The sequence below is a fragment of the Streptomyces sp. NPDC048338 genome, assembly GCF_043201055.1.
Classification (GTDB): Bacteria; Actinomycetota; Actinomycetes; order Streptomycetales; family Streptomycetaceae; genus Streptomyces.
This window is the reverse complement of sequence record NZ_JBICYQ010000007.1, coordinates 365,961-390,352: the sequence shown is the minus strand read 5'-3', so window position 1 is coordinate 390,352 and position 24,392 is coordinate 365,961. Positions and strand designations below refer to the sequence as shown.

The 24,392-nt window shown below is 72.8% G+C and carries 22 protein-coding genes and 1 riboswitch; of the genes, 13 read left to right on the top strand and 9 right to left on the bottom strand.

The annotated features are described in order from the left end of the window. Positions 1–108 precede the first annotated feature (108 nt). Together ACGFZF_RS19150 and corA are read left to right on the top strand one after the other, a co-directional pair. Positions 109–537 (top strand): VOC family protein, encoded by a 429-nt coding sequence (locus tag ACGFZF_RS19150; protein WP_393555551.1) that lies wholly within the window; start codon positions 109–111, stop codon positions 535–537. A gap of 130 nt (positions 538–667) precedes the next feature. After that, the gene (gene corA / locus ACGFZF_RS19145) at positions 668–1,756 is read left to right on the top strand and encodes a magnesium/cobalt transporter CorA (protein ID WP_356604806.1); all 1,089 of its coding nucleotides are present in this window, start codon (positions 668–670) and stop codon (positions 1,754–1,756) included. 100 nt (positions 1,757–1,856) lie between these two features. Here the strand turns inward: corA and ACGFZF_RS19140 are convergent, their stop codons facing one another. Next, positions 1,857–3,893: a phosphocholine-specific phospholipase C gene (locus ACGFZF_RS19140; protein ID WP_393555548.1), complete on the bottom strand. Its 2,037-nt coding sequence runs from the start codon at positions 3,891–3,893 to the stop codon at positions 1,857–1,859. Positions 3,894–4,261: 368 nt separating this feature from the next. On the opposite strand from ACGFZF_RS19140, the gene ACGFZF_RS19135 reads away from it, so the two are divergent. From ACGFZF_RS19135 to ACGFZF_RS19120, 4 genes are all read left to right on the top strand, one after another. Continuing rightward, a complete protein-coding gene (locus tag ACGFZF_RS19135; protein ID WP_393555546.1) occupies positions 4,262–5,389 on the top strand; it encodes a hypothetical protein in 1,128 nt (375 codons plus the stop codon). 221 nt (positions 5,390–5,610) lie between these two features. Continuing rightward, positions 5,611–6,663: an iron-siderophore ABC transporter substrate-binding protein gene (locus ACGFZF_RS19130; RefSeq protein ID WP_393555544.1), complete on the top strand. Its 1,053-nt coding sequence runs from the start codon at positions 5,611–5,613 to the stop codon at positions 6,661–6,663. A 16-nt stretch (positions 6,664–6,679) separates the two neighbouring features. Then, a complete protein-coding gene (locus tag ACGFZF_RS19125; protein WP_393555542.1) occupies positions 6,680–7,717 on the top strand; it encodes a FecCD family ABC transporter permease in 1,038 nt (345 codons plus the stop codon). Further along, positions 7,714–8,790, top strand: a complete 1,077-nt coding sequence (locus ACGFZF_RS19120) for a FecCD family ABC transporter permease (RefSeq protein ID WP_393555540.1) — start codon at positions 7,714–7,716, stop codon at positions 8,788–8,790. The genes ACGFZF_RS19125 and ACGFZF_RS19120 overlap by 4 nt, the downstream gene beginning before the upstream one ends. Before the next feature lie 122 nt (positions 8,791–8,912). Here the strand turns inward: ACGFZF_RS19120 and ACGFZF_RS19115 are convergent, their stop codons facing one another. After that, positions 8,913–9,806 carry a transglycosylase SLT domain-containing protein gene (locus ACGFZF_RS19115; RefSeq protein WP_393555538.1) on the bottom strand — a complete coding sequence of 298 codons (894 nt, stop codon included), beginning with the start codon at positions 9,804–9,806 and terminating at the stop codon, positions 8,913–8,915. A gap of 4 nt (positions 9,807–9,810) precedes the next feature. Further along, positions 9,811–9,993: riboswitch (cyclic di-AMP (ydaO/yuaA leader) on the bottom strand. A 583-nt stretch (positions 9,994–10,576) separates the two neighbouring features. Between ACGFZF_RS19115 and ACGFZF_RS19110 the strand changes: the two genes are divergently transcribed. Both ACGFZF_RS19110 and ACGFZF_RS19105 read left to right on the top strand, forming a co-directional pair. Then, a complete protein-coding gene (locus ACGFZF_RS19110; RefSeq protein ID WP_393555536.1) occupies positions 10,577–11,218 on the top strand; it encodes a class I SAM-dependent methyltransferase in 642 nt (213 codons plus the stop codon). A gap of 76 nt (positions 11,219–11,294) precedes the next feature. Continuing rightward, positions 11,295–11,873 (top strand): dienelactone hydrolase family protein, encoded by a 579-nt coding sequence (locus tag ACGFZF_RS19105; protein WP_393555534.1) that lies wholly within the window; start codon positions 11,295–11,297, stop codon positions 11,871–11,873. Between the two features lie 85 nt (positions 11,874–11,958). Here ACGFZF_RS19105 and ACGFZF_RS19100 read toward each other — a convergent pair whose 3' ends face one another. Further along, positions 11,959–12,975 carry a winged helix-turn-helix domain-containing protein gene (locus tag ACGFZF_RS19100; RefSeq protein WP_393555533.1) on the bottom strand — a complete coding sequence of 339 codons (1,017 nt, stop codon included), beginning with the start codon at positions 12,973–12,975 and terminating at the stop codon, positions 11,959–11,961. 125 nt (positions 12,976–13,100) lie between these two features. Here ACGFZF_RS19100 and ACGFZF_RS19095 point away from each other — a divergent pair, with 125 nt between their 5' ends. Then, positions 13,101–14,060, top strand: coding sequence for a hypothetical protein (locus ACGFZF_RS19095; protein ID WP_393555531.1), 960 nt, complete (start codon positions 13,101–13,103; stop codon positions 14,058–14,060). Between the two features lie 106 nt (positions 14,061–14,166). Here ACGFZF_RS19095 and ACGFZF_RS19090 read toward each other — a convergent pair whose 3' ends face one another. Next, on the bottom strand, positions 14,167–14,775 hold the full coding sequence (locus ACGFZF_RS19090) for a cysteine hydrolase family protein (protein WP_393555529.1): 609 nt from the start codon (positions 14,773–14,775) through the stop codon (positions 14,167–14,169). A gap of 69 nt (positions 14,776–14,844) precedes the next feature. Next, positions 14,845–15,498 carry a GNAT family N-acetyltransferase gene (locus ACGFZF_RS19085; RefSeq protein ID WP_393555527.1) on the bottom strand — a complete coding sequence of 218 codons (654 nt, stop codon included), beginning with the start codon at positions 15,496–15,498 and terminating at the stop codon, positions 14,845–14,847. Positions 15,499–15,648: 150 nt separating this feature from the next. On the opposite strand from ACGFZF_RS19085, the gene ACGFZF_RS19080 reads away from it, so the two are divergent. Continuing rightward, complete coding sequence (locus ACGFZF_RS19080) at positions 15,649–16,368, top strand: ribonuclease H (protein WP_393555525.1); 720 nt, start codon at positions 15,649–15,651, stop codon at positions 16,366–16,368. Between the two features lie 104 nt (positions 16,369–16,472). On the opposite strand, the gene ACGFZF_RS19075 is transcribed toward ACGFZF_RS19080, so the two are convergent. Beyond that, a complete protein-coding gene (locus ACGFZF_RS19075; RefSeq protein ID WP_393555523.1) occupies positions 16,473–17,318 on the bottom strand; it encodes an alpha/beta fold hydrolase in 846 nt (281 codons plus the stop codon). A gap of 188 nt (positions 17,319–17,506) precedes the next feature. Between ACGFZF_RS19075 and ACGFZF_RS19070 the strand changes: the two genes are divergently transcribed. Beyond that, a complete protein-coding gene (locus ACGFZF_RS19070; RefSeq protein WP_393555521.1) occupies positions 17,507–18,085 on the top strand; it encodes a GNAT family N-acetyltransferase in 579 nt (192 codons plus the stop codon). Positions 18,086–18,244: 159 nt separating this feature from the next. Here ACGFZF_RS19070 and ACGFZF_RS19065 read toward each other — a convergent pair whose 3' ends face one another. After that, a complete protein-coding gene (locus tag ACGFZF_RS19065) occupies positions 18,245–19,207 on the bottom strand; it encodes a hypothetical protein (protein WP_393555519.1) in 963 nt (320 codons plus the stop codon). A gap of 562 nt (positions 19,208–19,769) precedes the next feature. Here ACGFZF_RS19065 and ACGFZF_RS19060 point away from each other — a divergent pair. Next, positions 19,770–21,152: an SMI1/KNR4 family protein gene (locus ACGFZF_RS19060; RefSeq protein ID WP_393555631.1), complete on the top strand. Its 1,383-nt coding sequence runs from the start codon at positions 19,770–19,772 to the stop codon at positions 21,150–21,152. 38 nt (positions 21,153–21,190) lie between these two features. Here ACGFZF_RS19060 and ACGFZF_RS19055 read toward each other — a convergent pair whose 3' ends face one another. After that, entirely contained in the window at positions 21,191–21,826 is a 636-nt protein-coding gene (locus tag ACGFZF_RS19055; protein ID WP_393555517.1) for a hypothetical protein, read from the bottom strand. 158 nt (positions 21,827–21,984) lie between these two features. Continuing rightward, positions 21,985–23,304, bottom strand: coding sequence for a radical SAM protein (locus ACGFZF_RS19050; protein ID WP_393555515.1), 1,320 nt, complete (start codon positions 23,302–23,304; stop codon positions 21,985–21,987). A gap of 271 nt (positions 23,305–23,575) precedes the next feature. Between ACGFZF_RS19050 and ACGFZF_RS19045 the strand changes: the two genes are divergently transcribed. Continuing rightward, positions 23,576–24,178: a gamma carbonic anhydrase family protein gene (locus ACGFZF_RS19045; protein ID WP_393555513.1), complete on the top strand. Its 603-nt coding sequence runs from the start codon at positions 23,576–23,578 to the stop codon at positions 24,176–24,178. Positions 24,179–24,392 lie beyond the last annotated feature (214 nt).

Here is a 24,392-nt window from a genome sequence, read left to right as displayed (position 1 = left end):
GGCATGTGGTGAAGCCTCAATGACGCACTCCGGCCGCCGGCCGCCTGGGGCCGCGAGCGGCCGAGCGTGCGACGGCCGGGGGCGAGGCGGGTGCGCTACTTTGACCGCATGCCTCGCCCGACCACCGGCACCCTGCACCACGTCGAGATCTGGGTGCCCGACCTCGACCGCGCCGTCGCCTCCTTCGGCGTCCTCCTGGAGGCCCTGGGGTACACCCCGTTCCAGAGCTGGGCCGCCGGCCGCAGCTGGAGTCTGGGAGCGACCTACCTGGTCGTCGAGCGGTCCCCGGCGCTCACCGCCGGGCACCACGACCGGCGCCGCCCGGGGCTGAACCATCTCGCCTTCCACGTCGAGGGCCGCGACGCCCTGGACCGGCTCGTCGGCGAGGTCCTGGGCCACGGCTGGACGCTGATGTACCCCGACCGCCATCCGCACGCCGGCGGGGAGCAGACCTACGCCGCCTACCTGGAGAACGACGACGGATTCGAGGTCGAGCTCGTCGCGAACGACCCGCCGGAGCCCGGCGGCGCCTCGTAGGCATGCCGGCCGATCCCGTGGGCAGGGCCGAAGGGACGGCACGGCACGGCACGGCACGGCCCTGGTCCGGCCCGTCCCGTGTCCGCTGACGGATGGCACACTGGCCGCCGATCGTTCCGAGGAGCCCACCGTGCCGATAATCAGCAACCTCCGGCGCACCGTCCGCCGCGCCTACCGCCGGACCGTCGACCTGAGCCACCCCGCGCGCTCGCCGCTGGGCAGCTCGGTCGTCAACTGCGTCGTGTACGAGGACGGCGCCCGCCAGAAGGGCGCCTGCCCCGCGCCCGAGGCGGTGCGACGGGTCCGCAAGTCCGGCGACGGGTTCGTCTGGATCGGCCTGCACGAGCCGTCGGCGGAGGAGTTCGCCGGTCTCGCGGAACTCTTCGGCCTGCATCCGCTGGCCGTCGAGGACGCCGTCCACGCCCACCAGCGGCCCAAGCTGGAGCGCTACGACGGGACGCTCTTCGCCGTCTTCAAGACCGTGCGCTACGTCGAGCACGAGGAGCTCACCGCGACCAGCGAGGTCGTGGACACCGGCGAGCTGATGGTCTTCACCGGGCCCGACTTCGTCATCACCGTCCGGCACGGCAGGCACGGTTCCCTGGGCCCCGTGCGGGAGGCGCTGGAGGCGGCCCCCGACCAGCTGGCCAAGGGGCCCGCGGCAGTGCTGCACGCCATCGCCGACCACGTGGTCGACGACTACCTCGCCGTGACCGACGCCGTGCAGAACGACATCGACGCCGTCGAGACCGCCGTCTTCAGCGAGCAGGCGTCCCGCGGCGACGCCGGACGCGTCTACCAGCTCAAGCGCGAACTCCTCGAACTCAAGCGCGCGGTGACCCCGCTTGACCGCCCGCTGAAGGCCCTGGCCGCCCAGCCGCTGCCGCTGGTCGGCCCGGACATGCAGCCCTACTTCCGTGACATCGCCGACCACCTGTCCCGGATCACGGAGCAGATCACGTCCTACGACGCGCTCCTCGACTCGATCCTCCAGGCCCACCTCGCGCAGGTGACGGTCGCGCAGAACGAGGACATGCGCAAGATCACGGCCTGGGCGGCGATCATCGCCGTCCCCACCATGGTCTGCGGGGTCTACGGGATGAACTTCGAGAACATGCCCGAACTGCGCTGGACCTACGGCTACCCCCTGACCGTGGGCGTGATGGCCGTCGCCTGCTTCGTGCTGCACCGGAGCTTCCGCCGCAACGGCTGGCTCTGACACCGGGTTCCGGCCGCCGCAGGATGCCGCCGCCCGCGCCCCGCGCGGCGGCTCCCCGGCACACCGGGGAGCCGCAGGGCGGGGAGCCGCCGGGCCGCCGCTACGCCCCGGTGACGCTCGGCCCGCCCGTCTCGATGTGGCCGGTGTAGCGGCGCGACCAGGTGCCGTCGATGTCGGCGAGGATCGTGAAGTCGTACCAGCCGTCGTGGTACGCCACCGCGTTGAACCAGTCCTCCCGCGCGGAGTTCGCGGCGACCGCGTAGGTCCACGGGCCGTCCGTGCGGTAGGCGTTGGAGCGGATCGTGAAGGTGACCGGCCCGGCGGAGGCGTTGGTCATCCGGAAGTAGACGGCCGTCTTCCCGGTGCCGGGCTCGGTCGCGAACCGGGCCGCGACCTCGATGGCCTTCCCGGCCTTGGTGGCGTCGCCGATGAAGCGGCGCAGGAAGCGGTTGGGTCCCATCATCGAGATGTCGTACTTCCCCGAGCCCGAGCCCGTGCCGATGTTGAAGTAGTCGGTGGAGGTGGCGCCCGGATCGACGGTGTACTGCCAGGCGGCCGTGTCGCGGTACTGGTGGGGATGGATCGTGAAGTGGGCCGCCCGAGTGGCCGGGGCGCCCTGGTTCGTCATCGAGAACCAGGCCAGGATCTTGCCGGCGGCACCGAACTCGAACCGGTCGAGGTTGCCGTTGGCCTGGTACGGCAGGGCGCGCGCCGGGCGGTTGCCGGGCTCCTGGGCGGGCAGGGCGTTGTCCTGCGGCACCGGGTTGGGCAGCGGGCCGCAGGTGGCCTGACCGATCACCTTCGCGGTCGAGGGCAGCCCGGCGGGCATCCCGTAGACCGGGTGGGCGAAGTCGAAGACCCCGGTCAGGTCCCCGGTGACCTTGCGGCGCCAGGCGCTGATGTTCGGGCAGCCGGCGGGCTTGCCGATGGCCGCGGTCCACGTCTCCATGAAGCGCAGCACGGAGGTGTGGTCGAAGACCTCGGAGCTGACCCAGCCGCCGCGCGTCCAGGGCGACATGACGATCATCGGCACCCGGAAGCCCAGGCCGATCGGCACGCCGTCGAGGTACTCGCCCGGGGTCCCCGGCGGCGCCACGGGCGGCGGCACGTGGTCGAAGAAGCCGTCGTTCTCGTCGTAGTTGAGGAACAGGACGGTGGAGTCGAATACCTCGGGGTCCGCCGCGAGGGCGCGGTGGACGAGGTCCACGAAGTGCGCGCCGTCGCCGGGCGGGGCGTACGGGTGCTCGGAGAAGGCCTCGCTGGCGACCACCCAGGAGACCTGCGGGAGGGTGCCGCCGAGGACGTCGGCGCGGATCGCGGCGGCGATGTCGTCGGGCGTCGACCCGGTGACCCTGGGGACCGAGCCCATGCCCCGGTCGTACAGCGGGTCGCCCGGCCGCGCGTCGGTGAACCGCTTGAAGTAGGCGAGCCCGTTGTCACCGTAGTTGTCCTGCGCGTTCTGGTAGACCTTCCAGCTCACCCCGGCGCGCTGGAGCGCCTCGGCGTACGTCTCCCAGGTGAGTCCGGACTCGTCGCCGCCGTCCTTGCTGGAGGCGTCGATCCTGCCGCTCCACAGGAACGTCCGGTTGGGGCCGGTGGCACTGAGCGCCGAGCAGAAGTACGCGTCGCAGACCGTGTAGTGGTCGGCGAGCGCGTAGTGGAAGGGGATGTCGCCGCGGTCGAGGTGGCCGAGGGTGCGGGTGCTGCCGACGCCGGTGACCCAGTTGTCCATCCGGCCCTTGTTCCAGGCCGCGTGCTGCGAGGTCCAGCTGTGCGGCAGATCGCCGTTGCACTGGGCCAGGGTCTCGCCGTCCACCCCGCCGGCCGGCGGGGTGGAGCTGAACTTCCAGGGGTACTGCCGGCCGCCCCAGTTGGGCTGGTTGAACGTGCCCCAGCCGCCCGGGATGTTGCCCGCGGCGCGGTCGCCGAAGCCGCGGACCCCGCGCAGCCTCCCGAAGTAGTGGTCGAAGCTGCGGTTCTCCTGCATGAGGATCACCACGTGGCGGACGTCGGTGATGTCTCCGGCCGCTGAACGGGCGGCGGCCGAGGTCGCCGCCGCGGCGCCGGGCGGCAGGGCCGCTCCGGCCACGAGCCCCGCCCCGATCCCTACGAATCCCCTGCGACTGATGGGAGTCATGCCCCGCCTCTCGCGTCTCGGCATGCCCCTGCGGCACGCCGTGGACAGGATGAGGGAAGCCGCTCCAAAGGTATACAGCCGTGCAGTAATCCTTCGGTTAACTTCCGGGGTGATCTCCGAGCATGCGATGCGCGAGGGCCTGTGCCGCATGTTGACGCCGCGTCTGATCGACGATCGGCGGGGAAGGCGATTGGTCCTCATCCGCACCAATGGCATGTGGTCGGCGCCCGGACGGAGCAGGGCGGCCGAGAGTGACGACCCGTCGAGCGGACCGGACGGGCGAATGAGGATGAAATGTAAGTATTTCCGGCTACGTGGTGGGGTTCCATGGAGGCCTGTTGCCCGACACGGAGGGAAGGGGGGTGTGCGTGGGGGTCAGGAATTCCCTCACCGCCCTGGTGCTGGCGGTGTGCGCGATGCTGCTCGGCGGGCCGGTGGCGCGGGGCGCGGAACCGGTGCCCGACACGAGGTGGACGCCACGTGCGCTGACCGTACGGGGGCTGGACCTGCACGATGCCGTGATCGCCCGCTTCGACGGCACGTACTTCATGTACGGCACGATGTACGGCTGCGGCTACGAGTGGTTCGTCGCCCGCACCCCCTGGTGCGGCTTCGGCGTGGCGACGGCGCCGTCGCTCAAGGGGCCGTGGTCCGCGCCCCGTCTGCTCTTCGATCCCGGCTCGGACGATCCGTCCACCCGTCAGACCTGGCAGGACACCTGCGGCGGTACGGGGCAGGGCTGCTTCAACCCGAGGATGCTCCGGCGGTCCGGCTGGGGCAGGGACGACGGCGCCTTCGTCCTGTGGTTCAACGCGCCGCGGCAGTACAACCTGGGCGCGCCGCACGCCTACAACGCGATGGGATGCGACGGCCCCCTCGGCCCCTGCGGCCCCACCGCCGGTTCGCCGTCCGGCTGGTACCGGAAGCCGACGCTCGACATCTGCCGGGGCAACGGCGACTTCGGCTTCATCGAGTCGGGCGAGCCCGGCGGCCGGCCGGCGCTCGTCTGCACCAGGCCGGGCACCGCGGCGCTCTCGCTCCAGCAGCTCGACGAGTGGGGGAGCGGCGGCGAACCGGGTGTCGGCGTCGCCAAGGTCGCGGGCCTCTCCCACGTCGAGGGGCCGGGCGGATTCTGGGACCCCGTACACCGCACGTACGTCCTGACCTACTCCGACCAGGGGTGCGGCTACTGCGCCGGCACCCCCATCGGCTACGCCACCTCCGCCTCCCTGTACTCGGGCTGGAGCGCCCCGGGGAACGTCGGCTGGGGCGCGCCCGTGTACGGGCGCCGCATCTTCAACGGCAACAGCTGCGGAGGCCAGCCGCGGACGGTGAGCGTCCTGGACGGCCGGCCCTGGCAGATCATCGACCTCTGGCTCGGCACCCGGAACGAGGCGGCAGCGGGCACCCATCTCGTGCCCCTCCGGTACCGGCCCGCCCTCGGCACTCCCGGCGACGGCCAGGTCTGGCGGCCGCCGTTGCGGCTCGACTGCTGAAGCCGGCGACCTTACGGACGTGATCCTTCCGTCACATCGACAGGCGCCCACCTGCGATGACGAAGGATCGGCCGTGTGAAACCCTTGATTTGGAGATAAGGGAAACCTAACTTAGCTTTGCCTAAGTACTTATCGGCTTCCGGAGCCGGGATCAGGCCTGCGCGCGTTCCGTGCGCGTGGGTCCCCTCCGCCTGCCGACTGCCCGCAGAGAAGGATCGTCCATGACCCTCGCAGTGACCCGCACACGCCGTCGCGCAGTCGTCGCCACGGCCGCCGCCGCCACGCTCGCCCTCCTCGTCGGGGGCTGCGGCGCGGGCGAGAAGAAGGACACCGCCGGCTCCGGCGAGGCGAAGGCCTCCGGCGCCGCCTTCCCCGTGACCATCAAGAGCGCGCTCGGCGAGGCGACCATCACCAAGCAGCCCAAGCGCGTCGTCACCCTCGGGCAGGGCTCCGCCGAGACCGCCATCGCCCTCGGCCACACCCCCGTCGGCATCGAGAGCTACCCCTGGGGCAGCGACAAGACCGGCTACCTGCCGTGGATCCACGAGGCCGTCACCAAGTCCGGCGGCAAGCTCCCCAAGCAGTTCAAGGGCATGGAGGAGCTCGACATCGAGGCCATCACCGAGCTCGAGCCCGACGTGATCCTCGCGCCCTGGTCCGGCGTCACCAAGGAGCAGTACGACGTCCTGAAGGACATCGCGCCGACCGTGGCCTACCCGGACAAGGCGTGGAGCACCGACTGGGACCAGCAGATCGACATCGTCGCCAAGGCCCTCGGTGAGCCCGAGGAGGGCAAGCAGCTGACGGCGAAGATCCGCAAGCAGCTGGCGGACGCCGCCGCGACCCGGCCGAACTACAAGAACGTGACGTTCTCGTACATCTACAACACCGGCCCCGGCACCCTCGGCGTCTTCAAGCCGAAGGAGCAGCGCGTCGAGATGCTGACGTCCCTCGGCCTCAAGGTCGACCCGGTCGTGAACGGCTTCAAGGAGACCGACGGCACCGACTCCGCCCTCATCGGCCTGGAGAACGCCAACAAGCTGTCCGGCAGCGACGTCGCCTTCACGTTCTACATGGACGAGAAGTCGCGCAAGGAGATCGAGGCCCAGCCGCTGTACGGGGCCATCCCCGCGGTCAAGAAGGGCGCGATCGTCTACAGCCACGACACCCCGTTCGTCACGGCCTCCTCGATGATCAACCCGCTGACCGTGCCGTGGAGCATCGAGCGCTACCTGCCCCTGATCGACAAGGCCGTCGCCAAGGCCGGGAAGTAAGCACGGTTCCCTTCGCATGGCTTCCTCCACGCTCGTCGAGCCGGGCGGTACCAGCACCTCGCGTGCCGGTGCCGCCCGGCTGGCGTTGTCTCTGACGGTCTGTCTCGCCGTCCTCGCGCTCGCGATGCTCGCGAGCGTGATGTTCGGCAGCAAGACCACCTCGTTCGGCTCCGTCATGGACGTCCTCAGGGGCCATGGCGACGCCTACCTCACCACCGTCGTCGAGAGCCGCTACCCCCGGACCGCGATCGGCGTGCTCGCCGGCGTGTGCCTGGCGGTCGCCGGCACCCTCATGCAGGGCGTCACCCGCAACCCGCTGGCCGAGCCCGGCCTCCTCGGCATCAACGCGGGCGCCTCGGCGAGCATCGTCGCCGCGACCGCCTTCCTCGGGGTGACGGGCCAGGCCGCCACCCTGTGGTGGGCCCTGCCCGGCGCCCTGCTGGCCGGACTCGTCGTCCACGTCATCGGATCCGCCGGCACCAGCGCCGGCCCGGCCCGTCTCGTGCTGGCCGGCGCGGTCCTGTCCGCCGTCCTCGCGGCCTTCATCCAGGCCGTCACCCTGAGCCGTCCGCGCGTCTTCGACAGCTACCGCTACTGGGTCGTCGGAGCCCTCGGCGGCCGGGACTTCGACGTCTTCTGGTCGGTCGTGCCGTTCGCGGCCGTCGGCCTCCTCGTCGCCCTCGTGATCGCCCCCGGTCTCAACGTGACGGCACTGGGCGACGACACCGCGACCTCCCTGGGCGCCCGCCCGGCACGGGTCAAGGCGGCCGGACTGCTCGCGGCGACCCTGCTCAGCGCGGCGGCCACCGCCGCCGTCGGACCCATCGCCTTCGTCGGCCTCGCCGTGCCCCACCTCGTACGGGCCCTCGTCGGCGTCGACTTCCGTCTGCAGATCCTCTTCTCCGCCCTCGTCGGTCCCGCGCTGCTGCTCTCCGCCGACGTCGTCGGACGCGTGCTGCTGCGCCCGCAGGAGGTCATGGTCGGTGTCATCACCGCGTTCATCGGGGCGCCCGCGCTGCTGCTGGCGGTCCGCAGGATGAGAGGAAGCGCATGAGCGCCCGTCAGGCCCCGGCGCCCGCACCCGTCAGGACGGCGCCGCGCCGGCACGTGCTCAGGATCGGCGGCGCGGTGTCGCTGCCGATCCGCACCTCCACCGTCGTCCTGGCCCTCGGCCTGTTGCTGCTGATCGTCGTCGGAGCGGTGGCCACCCTCACCCTGGGACGCCTCGGCATCCGGCTGCCCGACCTCCCCGCGGCCCTGCTGGGAGGAGCGGAGGGCAAGAACGCCTTCGTCCTGAACCGGCTGCGCGGACCGCGTCTGGTCGTCGGGATCGGCACCGGCGCCGCGTTCGGCCTGTCCGGCGCGCTGTTCCAGTCGGTCACCCGCAACCCGCTCGGCAGCCCGGACGTCATCGGGCTGGGCGCGGGCGCCGGAGCCGGCGCGGCCATCGTCGCCCTGCTCCTCCCGGACGTCGTACCGGTCCCGGTCGGCGCGCTCCTCGGCGCCGTCCTGGCCATGGTGCTCGTCTACATGTCGACCGGGACGGGCTTCCGCAACCCGGTCCGCCTCGTCGTCGCCGGCATCGGTGTCTCCGCCATGGCCGTCGCCGTCATCCAGTACGTCGTGTACGCGGTGGAACGGGACAAGGCGACGGTCCTGAGCGCCTACGTCAACGGCAGCCTGTCCGCCCGCTCGTGGGACGACGCGACCACGATCTGGCTCGTGCTGGCCGTGGTGCTTCCGCTCGCCGTCCTGCTCTCGCGGGACATCGGCATCGGAGAGATGGGCGACGACACCGCCGCCGCGCTGGGCGGCCGTCCCGGGAGGACCAAGACCGCGGCGGTCACCCTGGCGATCGTGCTGTCGGCCGCCGCCGTGAGCGTGGCCGGGCCGATCGCCTTCATCTCCCTGACCGCCCCCCAGATCGCCAAGCGGCTGTCGCGCGGGTCCGGTCCCCAGCTCGCCCTGTCGATGCTGGTGGGTGCGCTGCTGCTGGTCCTCGCCGATCTCGCCGCCCAGCAGATGCCGTACCTCGACAACCTGCCCGTGGGCATCTACACGATGGCCATCGGCGGGCTCTACCTCGGCCACCTGCTCGTCCGGGAGTGGCGGCGGGGCGTGCTGTAGGCGGCGCGCGCCGCGGGCCCCGACGGCGGGCCCGGCACGCGAGGAAGGCCCCGACCCCCGAGCGGTCGGGGCCTTCCCCGTCGTATGGGCCGGCGCGCCCGTCAGGAGGCGCCGTGGCCCCGTCAGTAGGCGCCGAAGACGTTGTCGATGGAGCCGTACTTGTCGGCGGCGTAGTTGCACGCGGCCGTGATGTTGGCGACCGGGTCGTACATGTCCATGGACGTGCCGGGCACGTGGTACGCCAGGAAGGTGGGCTCGATGACCTGGAGCAGGCCCTTCGAGGGGGTGCCGGCGACGGCGTTGGAGTCCCAGTTGTTGATGGCCTGCGGGTTGCCGGAGGACTCGCGCATGATGTTGCGGTGGATGCCCTCGTAGGAGCCGGGGATGCCGTGCTGGGCCATCACGTCCAGCGACTCCCGGATCCAGCCGTCGAGGTCGTTCGTGTAGCTCTTCACGGCGGCGGGGGCGGCGGCCGGAGCCGCCTGCTGGGTCTGCCGGGCCTGGGGCGCGGGCGCGGTGCGCTGCTCGGAACGGCTGGCCCGGTCGGCGGACGAGGACTTCGCCGGCTTGGCCGCCTTCGACTTCTGCGCGGGAGCGGGGGACTTGGGCTGCGACGCCGCGGAATTGCGGTGCAGCGTCAGCTTGAGACCCGGGTGAATGAGTGACGGATTGTCACCGACCGCAGCGTGGTTGGCCCGGTAGAGAACCTTCCAGCCGCCCCGGACACCCTGCTCGTAGGCGATCATCGAAAGAGAATCGCCCGGCACGACGGTGTAGGTCTTGGGAGCTGCGGCCGGTGCCGCCGGCAGCGATTCCGTGATCTTTTGCGACACATTTGCTGCCGCGTTCGCCGTGGCAATGGCCGGGGTGATCTCGGGCGCGGTGCGAGGGGCGGCGTGGGCGGTCGCGGAGGCGACGAGGGGGAGGGCCAGTGCGGCTCCACCCGTGCTCGCGAGGGCGATACCGCGGGCGAGCGGACGGCGCTTCGGGCGACGGTGCTTACCGTTTGCAGGCATGACGGATTCCTCTCCGGAGCCTGCGGGGTGAGCTGTCGGGTTCGGGCTGGAGATGCCCGGCCGCACACGTGCGACTTCACCCCTAGCCGCTCCGGAATCCGGATCGGCGAATACTTGGGTCCCCCGCTCCTGCCGGCGGTGAATAGTGGGAATTGCGGATGGTGGCAGGATTCGGCGTTCCATCCGAATGGAGGTGACCGTAGGCGAGGAATACCGTCGGGAACAAGGCGTCTCGACGATGTGATAAACGGCCTCGCGGGGGCCCGTGAAGCCCCGAACTTCCCTGAATCACGGGGAGATGGGGCCCGAGGGCGGGGAGGGCGGCCGATGCCCCGTGAGCCATGTCACCTGAAAGAAATGTCCGACATCACCCCATAATTCCGAGCAAAGGAAGATTGATGCTCATGGGGTGGGTGGTCGTTTTATGGCCTTTTATGCGCGCCGATGTGGCGACTCGCCGTCCGGGCTCTCTCCGCTCGCCGGGATCCGCGTCCCGGACACGCCTCCGGTCCCCCGTGCCGCCATGCTCCCGTCCGGCCGCGCAGGGCGGTCGTGACCGCCCAGCGATCCGTGCCCGGTGTTCCTCCTCCTGCCCGGGGCGGTCAGGCCCCGAGCAGGGTGCGGGCGCGCGCCCACGCGGCCACGGGGTCGCACGACTCCGCCTGCCCGGCCGAACTCGTGAGGGTGCCGCGCGCACCCCCGGCTGAACGGCGCGGGTACGGACCGCCGTCGGGCCGCCTCCGGTCATGGACCCGTGGGATGCTGGGGACATGGGGGATCAGGTGGACCACGCGGCCGTCCGGCGGAGTTACGACACCGTGGCGGAGGAGTACGCCACCCGGCTCGGGAACGAACTCGACGGGAAGCCGCTCGACCGGGCCCTGCTCGGCGCACTCCTCGAAGAGGCCGGGCAGGGGGCCGCCGTCGCCGACCTCGGCTGTGGACCCGGGCACGTGACCGGCTGGCTCGCCGCGCACGGCGCGCGGGCCGTCGGCATCGACCTCTCCCCGGGCATGGTCGCGACCGCCGCACGACGCCATCGCGAGGCGGCTTTCCGGGAGGGCGACCTGCTCGCGCTGCCCGCCGAGGACGGCGAGTTCGACGCCGCCGTCGCCCTCTACTCCGTCATCCACGTCGCCCCCGACGAGCTCGGCCGCGCCTTCGCCGAGGCACACCGCGTGCTGCGCCCCACCGGGCTGCTCCTGGTCTCCTTCCACCAGGGCGAGGAAGTGCGGCACCTGGACGAGTGGTGGGGGCACGAGGTGGACGTCGACTTCCGCTTCCTGGACCCCTCCCGGGTGAGCGGACTCCTCGCCGACGCCGGGTTCACCGTGGAGATGCGGATGGAGCGCGGCCACTACGCTCACGAGGTCGACACCCGCCGCGTCTACCTGCTGGCCCGCCGGACCTGAACCGGACGGCGGCCGGGGCGAGCACGGCACCGGGGCCGTGCCGCCGAGGCCGGCCCACCCGCGAGAGGGGACCCACATGGCCGAGGTACTGCTCTTCCACCACGCACAGGGACTGACGCCGGGCGTCACGGCCTTCGCCGACACGCTCCGCCGGCACGGCCACACCGTGCACGTCCCCGACCTGTACGACGGTCGGACGTTCGACACCCTGGAGGAAGGCGCCGCCCACGCCCAGGCCATCGGCTTCGGCGCGATCGCGGAGCGGGGCGTCCGAGCCGCCGAACCGCTGCCGGCCGGGCTCGTCCTCGCCGGCTTCTCCCTCGGGGTGCTGCCCGCCCAGCGGCTGGCGCAGACCAGGCCGGGCGCCCGTGGCGCGCTCCTGTTCGACGCCTGCGTCCCCGTCACCGAGTTCGGCGCCGCCTGGCCCGACGACGTCCCCGTCCAGGTGCACGGCATGGACGCGGACGAGTTCTTCGTCGGCGACGGCGATCTCGACGCGGCCCGCGCGCTCGTCGCGGCCACGGAGCGGGCCGAACTGTTCCTCTACCCCGGCAAGCACCACCTGTTCGCCGACAGCAGCCTGCCCTCCCACGACGCGGCCGCGGCCGCCCTGCTCACCGAGCGGGTCCTCGCCTTCCTGGACGCTGTCGGGTGAGGGAGGGGCACGCCCCTCGCCTCCCGGACGGCGGACGGCTCACCTCCGTGAGACACCGGGCCTTCGGGCCCCGTGCCGTCGTCGGTCAGCCCCCGGCCAGCAGCGCGTGTCCGAGCGGGGTGAGGCTGTGGAGCACCGCCGTGCCCGTCCGTACCGTGTCGACCAGGCCGGCGCCCCTGAGGACACCCGCGTGCTGGCTGGCCGCCGCGAGCGAGACGCCGGCCCGTTCGGCGAGGGCCGTGGTGCTGGCGGGGGAACGCAGCAGCCGGAGCACCTGCGCCCGGGTACGGCCCAGCAGCGCCCCCAGCGCTTCGGGCCGGTCGTCGGACCGGCCCGAGGCGGCGCCGTCGCACATCGGGTAGACGAGCACCGTCGCCGCCTCCGGGCGGTACATCACCATCGGGCCCGTCGCGAACCACGAGGGCATCAGCAGCAGCCCGCGTCCGCACAACGGGATGTCGTACGACGACGCCGACGGCAGGTGCAGCGTCGGCGGCTGCCACCGCCAGGTCGTCCCCAGCGTGGTCAGCAGCGCGTCGACGCCTCCGCGCAGCAGCATCTCGGCCCGCAGCGCACGGTCGGTCAGGGCGTCGGCGCGGATCCGCGGCCAGAGAGGCTCCACCGAGGAGTGGAAGTAGACGCGCGTGTCGTGGGCCAGCGCGCGGCGCGCGGCCGCGGAGCCCTGGGCGAGCTCCCGGGCCCACCGGCCCGGGCGGGCCAGGCCGCCGTTCCAGCCGGACACCTCCGGCACTCCCAGATCGCGCGCCAGCGTCCCGGTGGGGGTCGCGACGGCCGCGTCCAGCGCGTCGGTGAAGTCGTGCACCGACGGCTGCAGCAGGAAGTCCGGCACGAACCCGTCCTCGGTGACCAGTTCGGCGAGGACACCCGCCCCGGCGGCCGGGCCGCCCCGCAGGGAGCGCTGCCACGCGCGGGCCGCGGGACGCGTCCGGTGCAGGAGGGCGGAGCCCGGGCCGGCGCCGTCGCCGGGACGGCCCGCCCGCAGGCCCAGCCGCAGGCTCAGCGCGGTCTCCGAGAGGGCGTCGGCCGCCGGGGCGAGGGTGATCTGACGCAGGTCGGCGGCGGTGAAGTGTAGGCGGATCACGACGACCGATTATCGGCCCGCCGGACCCTTTCGCCCAGGGGTGAAAGGCCTCGCGTTCCGCGCGGCCGGCCCGCAGGCTCCCGGTGTCCGCCTCGCCGATCCGACTCCCTCCGGAGGTCGCCCCGATGCGCCGCATCCCCACCCGTACCGCCTGCCTCACCGCGGCGGCCCTGCTCGCCACCCTCGCCGGAACGCCCGGCCCGGCCACCGCCCGGGAACTGCCCGACAGCTACACCGTCTCCCGCGCTCCCGGTGTGCTGCCCGAAGGGATCGCCGTCGCCCGCGACGGCACCATGTACGTGTCCTCGGACGGCACCGGTGCGCTGTACCGCGGTCACGTCAGCCGGCCGGAGCTGCGCCCCTTCCCCGCGGACGGCCTGCGGGACCGGCCCAGTTCGCTCGGCGTCCACACCGACCGCCAGGGCCGTGTCCTCTCGGTCGGCGGCGCGACCCTGACCGTCCACGACCGGCACGGCCGGCTGCTGGCCACCCGTACCGCACGCAGCGGGCCCCTCGGCGCACCCGACCTGAACGACCTGGTCGTGACCCGGGACGCGGTGTACGTGACCGACTGGGCCAACCCCGTCGTCCATCGCGCGGAGATCCGGGGCGGCACCCTCGGCCCCCTCGAACCCTGGCTCGACATCCGCGACGCCTTCCCGCAGTTCCCGGCGCAGTACTGGCTCCTGAACGGCATCGTCGCGAACGAGTCCGGTACCGCCCTGCTGGTGGCGTCCAACGGGACAGAGGCCGTCTGGCGGGTCGGCACCGCCGACAAGGAGGTCGACCGGGTCGACCTGGGGGAGGCGTCGTTCGGCCCCGACGGGATGGTGCTGCACGGCCGCACGCTGTACGCCGTGCTCAACTACGGTGCCCCGCACGGCGTCTACATCGCCCGCCTGGACGACGACCTGCGGACGGGCACGGTGACCCACCGCCTCACCGGCGAACCCTTCGACCTGCCGACCACACTCGCGCGGTACGGCTGCCGCCTGTACGTGGTCAACAGCCAGCTGGACGAACCGCCGGGCCGTCCCCCGTACACCGTGAGCGCGATCGACGACCCGACCTGCGGCACCTCCTGACACCGACGGGAACGCCCTGTCCGGGACGTGCCCGGACCGGGCGTTCCCCTGGCGAACGGGCCCCCGCGGGCCCCAGGACGACGGCCGGGGCGGTGACCCCCTCGCGTCAGCTCGGGACCGGCGTCGCCGTCCCCCGCCCACCGGTCTCCACGGAGGTGAAGGGGACGTCGGCCGAGCGGGAGACGATGTCGGCCTCCCGGCCCAGCGCCCAGGCGGCCACCCGGGAGACGACACGGGCCGGGATCCGTTCGCTGATCCCGGCCGTCGCCGGGACGTCCTGCGTGGCGTGGGCGTCGTGCGGCAGCACCACCCGGTACCCGCGCGCGAGAGCCGTCCGCGCCGTCGCCTGCACGCACATCTCGGACATCACGCCGCAGACGGCGACCGCTCGTACGCCCCGTGCCTCCAGCAGGTCCCCCAGCCCGGTCCCCGCGAAGCCGTCGTCGCGGGTCTTGCGGAGCACGACCTCCGTCGGCCCGGCCTCGACGGGGTGATGGAGCTCCCAGCCGGGCGTGTGGGGCTCGTCCTCCGCACCCCGCCGCCCGTCGTTCTGCAGGTGCACGACGAGCGCCCCGGCGGCGCGGGCACGGGCGATCAGGTCCGCGGTCCGCTCTTCGAGCCGTGCCGCGTCGGGCACCGCGCCGTCGCCGACGACGAACGCCGACTGGACGTCCACGACGAGCAGGGCCTCTACGGGAGTCGGTGGTGGGGTCATCGCGCCATCATGGCCGACGGGCCCGTCCCGCCCCCACCGGGTTTTCCCCCACCGGGTCTCCCGCACCGCTCACGACCGCGGCGAACCCGCCCCTTCGCGCTCCGGGAACCTCGCCAGCCGGGTCTCCAGCAGGGCCCGGCAGTCCGGCCATTCCTCGGCGACGACCGAGAACATGGCGGAGTCGCGCAGCAGATGCTCCTCGCCGGGGGCCCAGGACCGGTTCCAGTTGCGCAGCACGCCCTCGAAGCGCGCCCCCACCTTCGCCAGGGCCGCCCGTGAGCGCTCGTTGCGGGCGTCCGTCTTGAGGTCGACCCGTGCCGCGCCCCAGGTCTCGAAGGCGTGGCGGAACAGCAGGTACTTGGACTCGGTGTTGAGCCCCGTCCCCTGCGCCGACGCCGCCAGCCAGGTGTAGCCGATCTCGACCGCGCACAGGGCGCCGTCGTCCTGCGGCATCGGCCGCGGATCCAGATAGGCGGTCGCACCGACCACCCGCCCCGTTCGGCGGTCCACCTGCGCGTACGGAGCGACGGTCCCCTCGGCGGCGCGGCCGAGCTGCGCCTCGACGTAGCGGCCGACCTCGGCGGCCGGCGGTACCCAGGTGAACCCGTACGCGTGCCGGTCCTCCTCCGCCGCCTCGGCCAGCCCCGCCGCGTGCCGGTGGTCCAGGGGCTCCAGGCGCACCAGCGCGCCCTCGAGGACCGGACCCTCCAGCGTGAAACCCATCGACCGCCACCCCATCCGTCACATTGATCACGTGCTGTTCGCCTCCGCAGGGTGCCAGAGGGCGGGTGCGTTGTCCTGCGAAATTCGCGGCAGGGCCGGGCAGGGACCGGGCGGGTTTGAGCGGGAGTCGCGACGTGTCAGGATCGGAGGATGGTGCAGAAGATCATCGCGGCGTGCGACGGCGCGTCGAAGGGAAATCCCGGGCCGGCGGCCTGGGCGTGGGTCATCGCGGGCGCGGACGGCGAGGTGGGGACCTGGGAGGCGGGTCCGCTGGGGCGGGCGACGAACAACGTTGCCGAGCTGACGGCGCTGCAGAAGCTGCTGGAGACGCTCGACCCGGCGGTTCCGGTGGAGGTCCGGATGGACTCCCAGTACGCGATGAAGGCGGTCACGACCTGGCTGCCCGGCTGGCGCCGCAAGGGCTGGAAGACCGCGGCGGGGACGCCGGTGGCCAACAAGGACCTGGTCGTCCGGATCGACGAGCTGCTGACCGGCCGGGAGGTGGAGTTCGTCTACACCCCGGCTCATCAGGTGGACGGCGACCGGCTGAACGACGCCGCCGACCGTGCCGCGAGCCACACCGCCCGCAGCCAGCAGGCCATCGGCTCCGCGGACGGCTCGGCTCTCCCGCCGCCCGAGCCGGCCACCGCGGGCCGCGGCACGGCCGGACCCCGACGTGCCGCCGCCGCATCCGGCACCCGCGCGACGAAGCCCCGCGCCCAGGGTGCACGCGCCGTGGGAGGCTCGGTGAAGGCCAAGTTCCCGGGCCGCTGCCGCTGCGGCTCCCCGTACGCCAAGGGCGAGACGATCAGCAAGAACCCGGACGGCTGGGGCCACCCGGCGTGCGCGACGGTGGGGGCGGCCGAGTAAGGGGTGGCGCCGAGGCCGAGTAGGGACGGTCCGCGCCGGAGAGCGGAGCGGTCAGGGCCTGCGGGCCGGCGGGCGCATCCGGGCGTCCGGCGCGTCCCGGCCCGTCACGCCAGGAACGACGCGGCGCCGGCCACGAACAGCTCGGGGTCGTCGAGCCAGGGGAAGTGCCCGGCTCCCGGTTGCACGACGAGTTCGGCGCGCGGGAAGACCTCGGCCAGCTCGGCGATCGCGCCCGGCGGCGAGTTCAGGTCGACCTCCCCGGCGATCAGGAGCACCGGTGCGGGGAAGTCCGCGAACGCCGCACGGGTGGCGGCCGGATCGAAGGCGCCGTCGGATCCGTAGACCGCGGCCGCCTCACCGTTGCGCCGGCCGTCCTCCGCGGCCCGGTGGGCCTGGGCCGCCGCGTCCCAACGTCCGTACCAGAAGGGGGCGATGGCGCCGAACGAGTCGGCGGTGCCCCGGCCCGCGACGATCTCCTCCAGCGCGGCGAACGCCTCCGGGAACCACGGCTCGCCCTCGCGCAGCCGGGCCGCCTCCTGCCGGTCGTCGGCGGTGATCGTGATTCCGAACGCCTGGACGCTCGGTGTGATCAGAGCGAGCCGCGCGATCCGCTTCGGATGGCGGGCGGCGTAGAGGGCGGCCAGATTGGTGCCGCCGGAGTGCGCGAGGAGGTCGAGCGTGTCGAGCCCGAGGTGCTCGCGCAGCGCCTCGACGTCGTCGACGAGCCGGTCGCACCGGTACGAGGAGCTGTCGCCCGGGACCGCGGACCGGCCGGTGCCGCGCAGGTCCAGCAGGACGAGCCCTCGGTGGGCGGCCAGGCCCCCGAGGTCGCCGAGGTAGGCGGAGTCCTGCATCGGGCCGCCGGGCAGGCAGACGACGGGACGGCCGTCGCCGTCACCGAGCTCGTGGTAGGCGAGTTCGGTGCCGTCGTGCGCGGAGAAGGTAGGCATGATCGACACGATGGCAGGGACCTCGGGGTGCGGCAAACGCATTACCGGGGCCGTCGGCCGCGGGCCGACGCGGGACCGTTCCGAGCGAAGGAGGGTCCCCGGCTCCGTCGGAAAGGAGGATCCTCCTGACGGGACCGGCCGTTTCCCTCCCGGATCGATTCCACGGGCCGTGCGATAGGTTGCCCGCCATGACCGAACCCGGATCCGGCGCCTGGCCACCTGCCCCGATACGGACCGAACGGCTTGTGCTCCGCGTGTCCGAGGCGCGGGACCGTGCGTCGTTCATCGACCTGTTCGCCTCGCCGGAAGTGGGCACCTACATCGGTGGTGCTCGCCCACGCGGCGACCTCGAACGCGCGATGCCCGAGGTGCCCGGACGGCGCCCCGGCCTCTTCGTGATCGACCTCGACGGAGCGATGATCGGCATGATCACGCTCGACCCGCGCACCGCGGACCGTCCGGGGCACGTCCGTCCGGAGGCGGGGGAGTCCGAGCTCGGCTACCTGTTCCTACCGGAGGTCTGGGGACGCGGGTACGCCGCCGAGGCGTGCGCCGCGGCACTCGACTGGTTCACCGCCGCACTTCCCGGCGAGCCCGTGGTCCTCTCGACACAGAGCGCCAACGACCGCGCGATGCGCCTCGCGGCGAAGCTGGGGTTCATCGAGGTGGAGCGGTTCGAGGAGTACGGCGCCGAGCAGTGGTTCGGCGTGTGGTCCTCCCTCACGCCTTCCCGCTCCAGCCGGCCCGGAGCCGGGTGCGGCGGGTAGGGGCAGCGCTCGCTCACGACCGGAGGGGACACCTGATGAAGCCGCAGTCGGCGACCCCCCTCGCCGAGGCACGCTGACCAAGCCGTAGGAAGGAACGCGCAGGCCGAGCAGCGCGCGCACGTTCCTCGAAACCGTGGGCGGCGTCCTCCCCGTGTCACGTCACTTCGCCCCGGCAGGAAGGGACACCCGCCCGGTGAAGACACCGCGATTGTCGGCCTGCAGTTCCTGGGCGACCGTGATCTTCCCGCCCTGGAAGGGGACGAGGAAGGTGAACGAGTAGCGGTGGGAGGTGAGCCGGTAGTCGTGGGCCGCGTCCAGGTCCCACGTCTCGGTGAAGGACGTGAGCGTGACCTGGCTGTCGGTCGCGGTGACCCCGGCGGCGCGGAGCTGCACGAGCGTGGGTTCCAGCTCCCGTACCGCACGCTGGAGCGCCGGACGACTGCGGGCGGCTTGCAACTGCCATCCGGAGGCGGTGACGTGGAGGCGGGTGTCGCCCTCGCCGAGCTTCAGCACCTTGGCACTCTTCGCGTACGCGGCGAACGCGTCCAGTTCCGCCACCGGGTCCTCGACGGCGCCGGCGATGACGGGATCGGTGAGCGGGCCCTTCTTCCATGCCCGGGTGTCGTTCTTGACGTAACCGGTGCCGTCCACGACGTACACCGTCTCGGTCTTGTGCTCCCCCTTGCTCGTGGTGATGTCACCGGCCTGGCGGAGGGCCACGGGGGCGGTGGTGCGGTCCACGGTCGCGGCGTAGGTGGCGCCGGACGGCGCCTGCCCCTCCATGGCGGCCGACTCCTTGCCACGGAGGGCGAACGTCCAACCCTGCCCGGCAGCCATGGCCTGCCGGGCCCGTGCGACGAACTGCACGGCTGTCGTCGGCTCGGGCTGCGCCTTCCGGGACTTCGCGGACTTCGACGCCTCCGGGGTGCCCCCTTGCGAGGGTCGCGCCTGCGCGGTCCGCGTGTCGTCTCGCCCCGCCTTCGTCCGGTTGCCGTCGTGCGAGGAGCAGCCGGACGCGCCGAGGCAGGCCGCGACCACCACCGCGACCACCACCGCGACCACCACCGCGACGGCGGCGGCGGTACGGCGCCGGGGCGGACGGAAACGCATGTCGGGCAGCACGGAGTGACCCTTCGACGAGGACGACCGGAGAAGAATTCGACAGGATTTTCGGAAGCGGCCCGGTTATACAGCAGCCGCTCGCGCGCCCGCGAGCGGACGGACAAAAGGGCGCAACACCGGTGCCGGAGAGGGGAACGCGCGCTGCAGCGGTCCCGTCGGAACGTCCCCCGATCCCGGGAAGGCCCCCCACCTCCGGCCGGCCGGCGAGTCCCGCCCCCACGACGGCCGGGTTCCGGTCGCCGAAAGCCCAGCGGGCGCGGCCGGCACGCGAACTGTCGGCGCGTGAGCCGCAGGAGCCCTCCTCGGGCCGGTACCCCACGTCGGTCGTCCGGCCGTCCGTCGTCGCCGAGGCCGTACGGGCGACAGCATTTCGTCCCTTTGCTCCGGGGAGTGGAGCGGCGACCGCCGCATGCGCTATAACCACCCGGTTCCGAGCCACGCGCATTCCGTTTCCAGTGAGGCGCACCCGAACCACGAAAGCGGAGCCATGCCTGCCACGGAAAACCCCGGCGAGCCGACTACCGGCGCGCCCCGGGACCGCTCCCCCCTGCGACCGACGGGGTTGCCCTCGCTGCACGACGTCGCCACCTGGGAGCCGCTGCTGCGGCTCCTGCTCCAGGACAACGCGGAGCGGCTCGCCGCACCCGACGGGTACGTGGCGGGCCGCATAGGCAGGGGAAGTTGGAGCGTGCCGGTGGCCCGGCCGGCGCCCAGACCCGGGCGGGCCTCTCTGGTCAGTGACATGCAGAGCGAGTGGGACGCGGTCGGCCGGGTGAGGGACGTCCTGAAGGAGTCGGACGTCGACGATGTCTCCTTCGTGTTGAAGGCACCCGCGCCCGGCAAGGCCCAGCTCCATCTCTTCGACAGGGGCCCCGCCGTCGAGTCGGGCGTCGGCACCCACGTGGGCGCGCTCGCCCTCGTCGAGGGTGCCGTCCCCGAGCCCTGGCGCCGGCTGCCGGACCCTTCACCGGACGCGGTGCCGGCCCCGACGGCGGACACAGCGCTGCTGGAGCGGACGCTCAGGGAACGGCTGCCCCGCGCGATCGGAGCCACCGAGGAGGAGCTCGCTGCGGCGGAGACCCGCCTGGGCGTCACGCTGCCCGAGGAGTTGAGGGCCCTGTACCGGGTCACCCGGGCGCGCTGGGAGGATCTCGGTGAGGACTACAGTGCGGCGACGCGCATGGCCGAAGCGGTCGGCTGCGAGCTTTTCGCGCCGGACGAGGTGTACGTGGCCGACGCCGCGTCCCGCCCGGCCCCCTGGGAGCACGCCGCCATGGACGCCGTCGAGACGAGGCCCGACGCGGCCGTGCAGGGACTCGTCGGCTCGCCCGGCTGGATCGTCTTCGGTGACACCGGGGGTGGTGACCGGATCGCGGTCGACCTCACCCCGGGGCCGCGGGGCCACCTCGGGCAGATCATCGTGATGAGCCACGAGGAGAACTGCGGTGCGGGCCTGGTCGCCGATTCCCTCACCGACATGGTCCTCGACCGGCGGCCCGACGAGGGACGCGGCGCGGGGCGCGAGGAACAGCCCCCGGCCGTCGCATGGGTGAACAGGAGGAGCATCCGAAGCGTGGCGGCCGCCGCCCACCCCGGGCTGGAGGCGCTGAGCATCGGCGCGTGGGAGGAGGAACCGCTCAGCCTCGAACCCCTCGTCGGACTACCGCGCCTGCGGTCCCTCACCGCCTACCCGGGTACTCTCGCCGACCCGTTGGAGATCGCCCGCCTCGACGGGCTGGAATTCCTCGAGCTCGGCCCGGAGGAGTGGCGTGTCCTGCTCGACGCCGGGGCAGTACCGCGCGGCCTGTCGGCCGCCGCGATCGAGGCGCAGGGCAGGCGGAACCCCCTGCAGGTCATCGAGCTGGCCAACGAGATCCTCACCCTGTGGGGCCGGCCCCCGATCACCCGGACGGTCATCGAGGCCGACCTCGGGCCGGTGGCGTGACCCGCTGACGACGCGGATCGAGTGCCCCGCCGGGAGGTTCACCCGGCGGCGGCCGCACCCGTGGGCGCGCCCACGGACGTGCCCGGCTTCACCGCGGCATCGGGGCTGACGGACGCACTGGGGCTGACGGACGCGCCGGGACCGGCGGACGCGCCCGGGCTCCTCGACGCACCCGGGCTGACCGGGGGACGAGGGCTCGCGGTGGGGACAACCGCACGGCACTTCTCCTGCGGCAGGTCCCGGACGGCTGTCCGGGCACCCGCGCCGCCCGTGACCGGCACGTCGAAGGCGTAACACCCCGGCACCGTCCGCTCGGTCACGAAGATGAACGTCCGCGGTGGCCCGTGGCCGATCAGTCCGGCGACGACCGTGACCGCCGCGCCGCTCCGGGTGACACCGACCGCGCCCGCCGCCGCCTTCGCGGCGGGGAAGATCCGGGCGATGTCCGCGTCCGAAAGCTCGCCGTCGGCCGCCTCCCGGTCCAGCTCCCCTCGCCGCGCGTCCACCTGGGCCCGCAGATCGTCCCGGGCCGTGCTCTCGTCGCGCGCCGGTTCCGTCGCCAGCCAGATCCACGTGACGGTGACGACGAGCAGCAGTCCGCCGAGCACCGTGAGGCATCCGTTGAACAGACAGCCGCCCACCGTGCCGCTCCGGACCTGTGATCGTCTCCCCATGGGCACAGCCTGTCCCGTGGGCACACGTCGGAGCCCGCCCGTCCCCAAGTCGTCACCGGACCGAGCCCTGCGGGCGACCAGAACCGACGGCACCCGTTCCGGACGTGGCGCCCCGGCGGGCGTCGGTGCGCGTCGACGCCCCGGCGGGGCGGGATCCGTCAGAGGCCTTCGAGGCTGTCCATGAACGAGCTCACGGAGAACACGGCGCGGCCGGGGCCCGCCGGACCGTAGCCGGGAGGGGAGCTGAGCCCGAACTCCTCGAGCGTCGCCCGGTAGGCCTCCAGCAGGCGGATGTGGTACTCCAGCGGCGCGCCCAGCGGATTGGCCTTGCCCAGCGGCGTCGTCGGCTCCGGGCACCACGTGGTGAAGCGCGGGACGACGCCCTTCGACATGAAGAACCGCAGGCCCTCGGTGGTCGACTCGATCGCCTCGCTCACCTTCGTGAAGCCGAACGGCTCGGCCATCTCGATACCCGCCACGAAGTTCGGGATCACCTGGCGGGGGCCGAACACCTCGGCCGCGTCCAGGATCCGGCGGTGCCACTCGTCGCGGCCGACGTAGCGCTCCTTGCCCGGGCAGTGGAGCTCGAACAGCCGCCGGTCCCACACCTCGAAGTTGGGGTGGTAGATCCGGATGCCGTAGTCGTGGAAGCGCTGCACGGCGTCGCGGGGCAGCGCCTGCGCGACGACCTTGCCCGTCCAACGGCCCGGGAAGCGCTCCTCGATGGCCTGGGCGTAGTGGCCGTAGAAGTCGGCCTCGTCCCGGCCCCCGACCTGGGAGGTGATGGAGCCGCCCGTCAGCGTGTAGGCGCGCGAGGTGCCGGCCGTGTCGTACCGGTCGATGATCTCCAGCGCCTCCAGCACCTCCTCCACCGGCTTCACCCCGGTGTACGGGCGGCCCGCCGCCTTGTGCTGGCGCCAGTTGTGGTTGATGTCGCAGAACTGGCACTCCTCCTTCGCGCCGAAGTACTGGCACACCCGGAAGACCGTCAGATAGATGAGGTAGCCCCACTGGATGGTCGGCGCGACCTCCATCACGGACTTGCCGTTCGACAGCTTGTGCCGGTAGTACTCCGGCATCGGCGGCAGACCCACGTCCGCGATCCGCGCCCCGTCCAGGTACAGGCCGAGCGCCCCGTCCTCGCCGGCGCGCACGACGTACGGGGAGTCGGGATTGACGCGTACGGACACGACGGTGCGCCGCAGCTCGTACGGCCCGCCGGTGAGCACGATCTCCTCCGGCGGCCGGTTGAGCGCGGCGGCGCCGAGCTCTGGCAGCGTGCGGTGGTCGAAGGAGAAGATGAAGTACGACTTGGGCTTGACGTCACCGGAGGCGCCGTCGGCCGTGCCGCTCAGCGCCGACTCGTCGAAGGCCATGCCGCCGCGCAGGAGGTCTTCCTTGATCACGGCTTCCCGGGGCACGTGCGGGAAGCGCCCCATCAGATCCTCGACCAAAGCGGTGCGGCTGAGGCTCTCCATGTGCTGCTCCATCCCTGGGTCCCCGCGCCACGGGGGCCCAGGCCGGCAGGGGATTCTGAGATCCGCCGTGTCGCCCGGGTCGCCGCGGCCGCCGCGGGAGCTTCGGTCCTTCTCGGTCGCCTCGAAGCGTAACCCCGACGATTCTCCGAGCTCACGCGGGTCGGGCGGGGCGGCGTGAGGTGGGTCGTGCGGTCGGGCCCGGTGGGGTGACGAGTCGTGCGCGGCGGGACGATCTGGCGGCAGGCCCCCGGGGCGCGCGATGATGCCGCGCATGCTGCTGACTCATCAGGGCCGTTCGCCCGTGGTCCACCCCTCGGCCTACATCGCTCCCACGGCCACCCTGTGCGGCGACGTGCGGGTGGGCGCCGACTGCCGGGTGCTGTTCGGCGCGGTCCTCACCGCCGAGGGCGGTCCGGTGGAACTGGGCGCGGGATGCATCGTCATGGAGAACGCGGTCCTGCGCGGCACGCGCCGCGACCCGCTGACGCTGGGACGCCAGGTCCTCGTCGGACCGACGTCCTACCTGACGGGCTGCCGGGTCGAGGACGAGGTCTTCCTCGCCACCGGGAGCAGGGTCTTCAACGGTGCCCGGATCGGCGCGCGTTCCGAGGTCCGCATCAACGGTGTCGTGCATCTGCGCACGGTGCTGCCGCCCGACACGACGGTGCCGATCGGCTGGGTCGCCGTCGGGGACCCGGCCCGCATCCGCCCACCGGAGGACCACGAGGGGATCTGGGAGGTCCAGAGGGATCTCGACTTCCCGGGCCACGTCTTCGGCCTGGACCGTCCGGCCGAGGGCGAGAGCCTGATGCCGGGGATCTCCGCCCGCTTCGGCAGAGCGCTGGGCCGGCACGCCGGCGACCAGGAGGTCTGAGGTCCGGATCCGGTCCGACCGGTGACTTCCGGCCATCGTCCTTCACCCGCTCGACCCGGATGGAAAACTGACGTCCTGTCGGCACGGGAGGGACGCATGAGTGCGGGGACGGGGGCAGGGCGGCGGCGACGGGGCGGACGAGGCGCCGGACCCCGGTGAGCGGGTGACTCTCGCCCGGTGACACCCGCCTGTGCCGAGCCGCACCGGGGCGGGA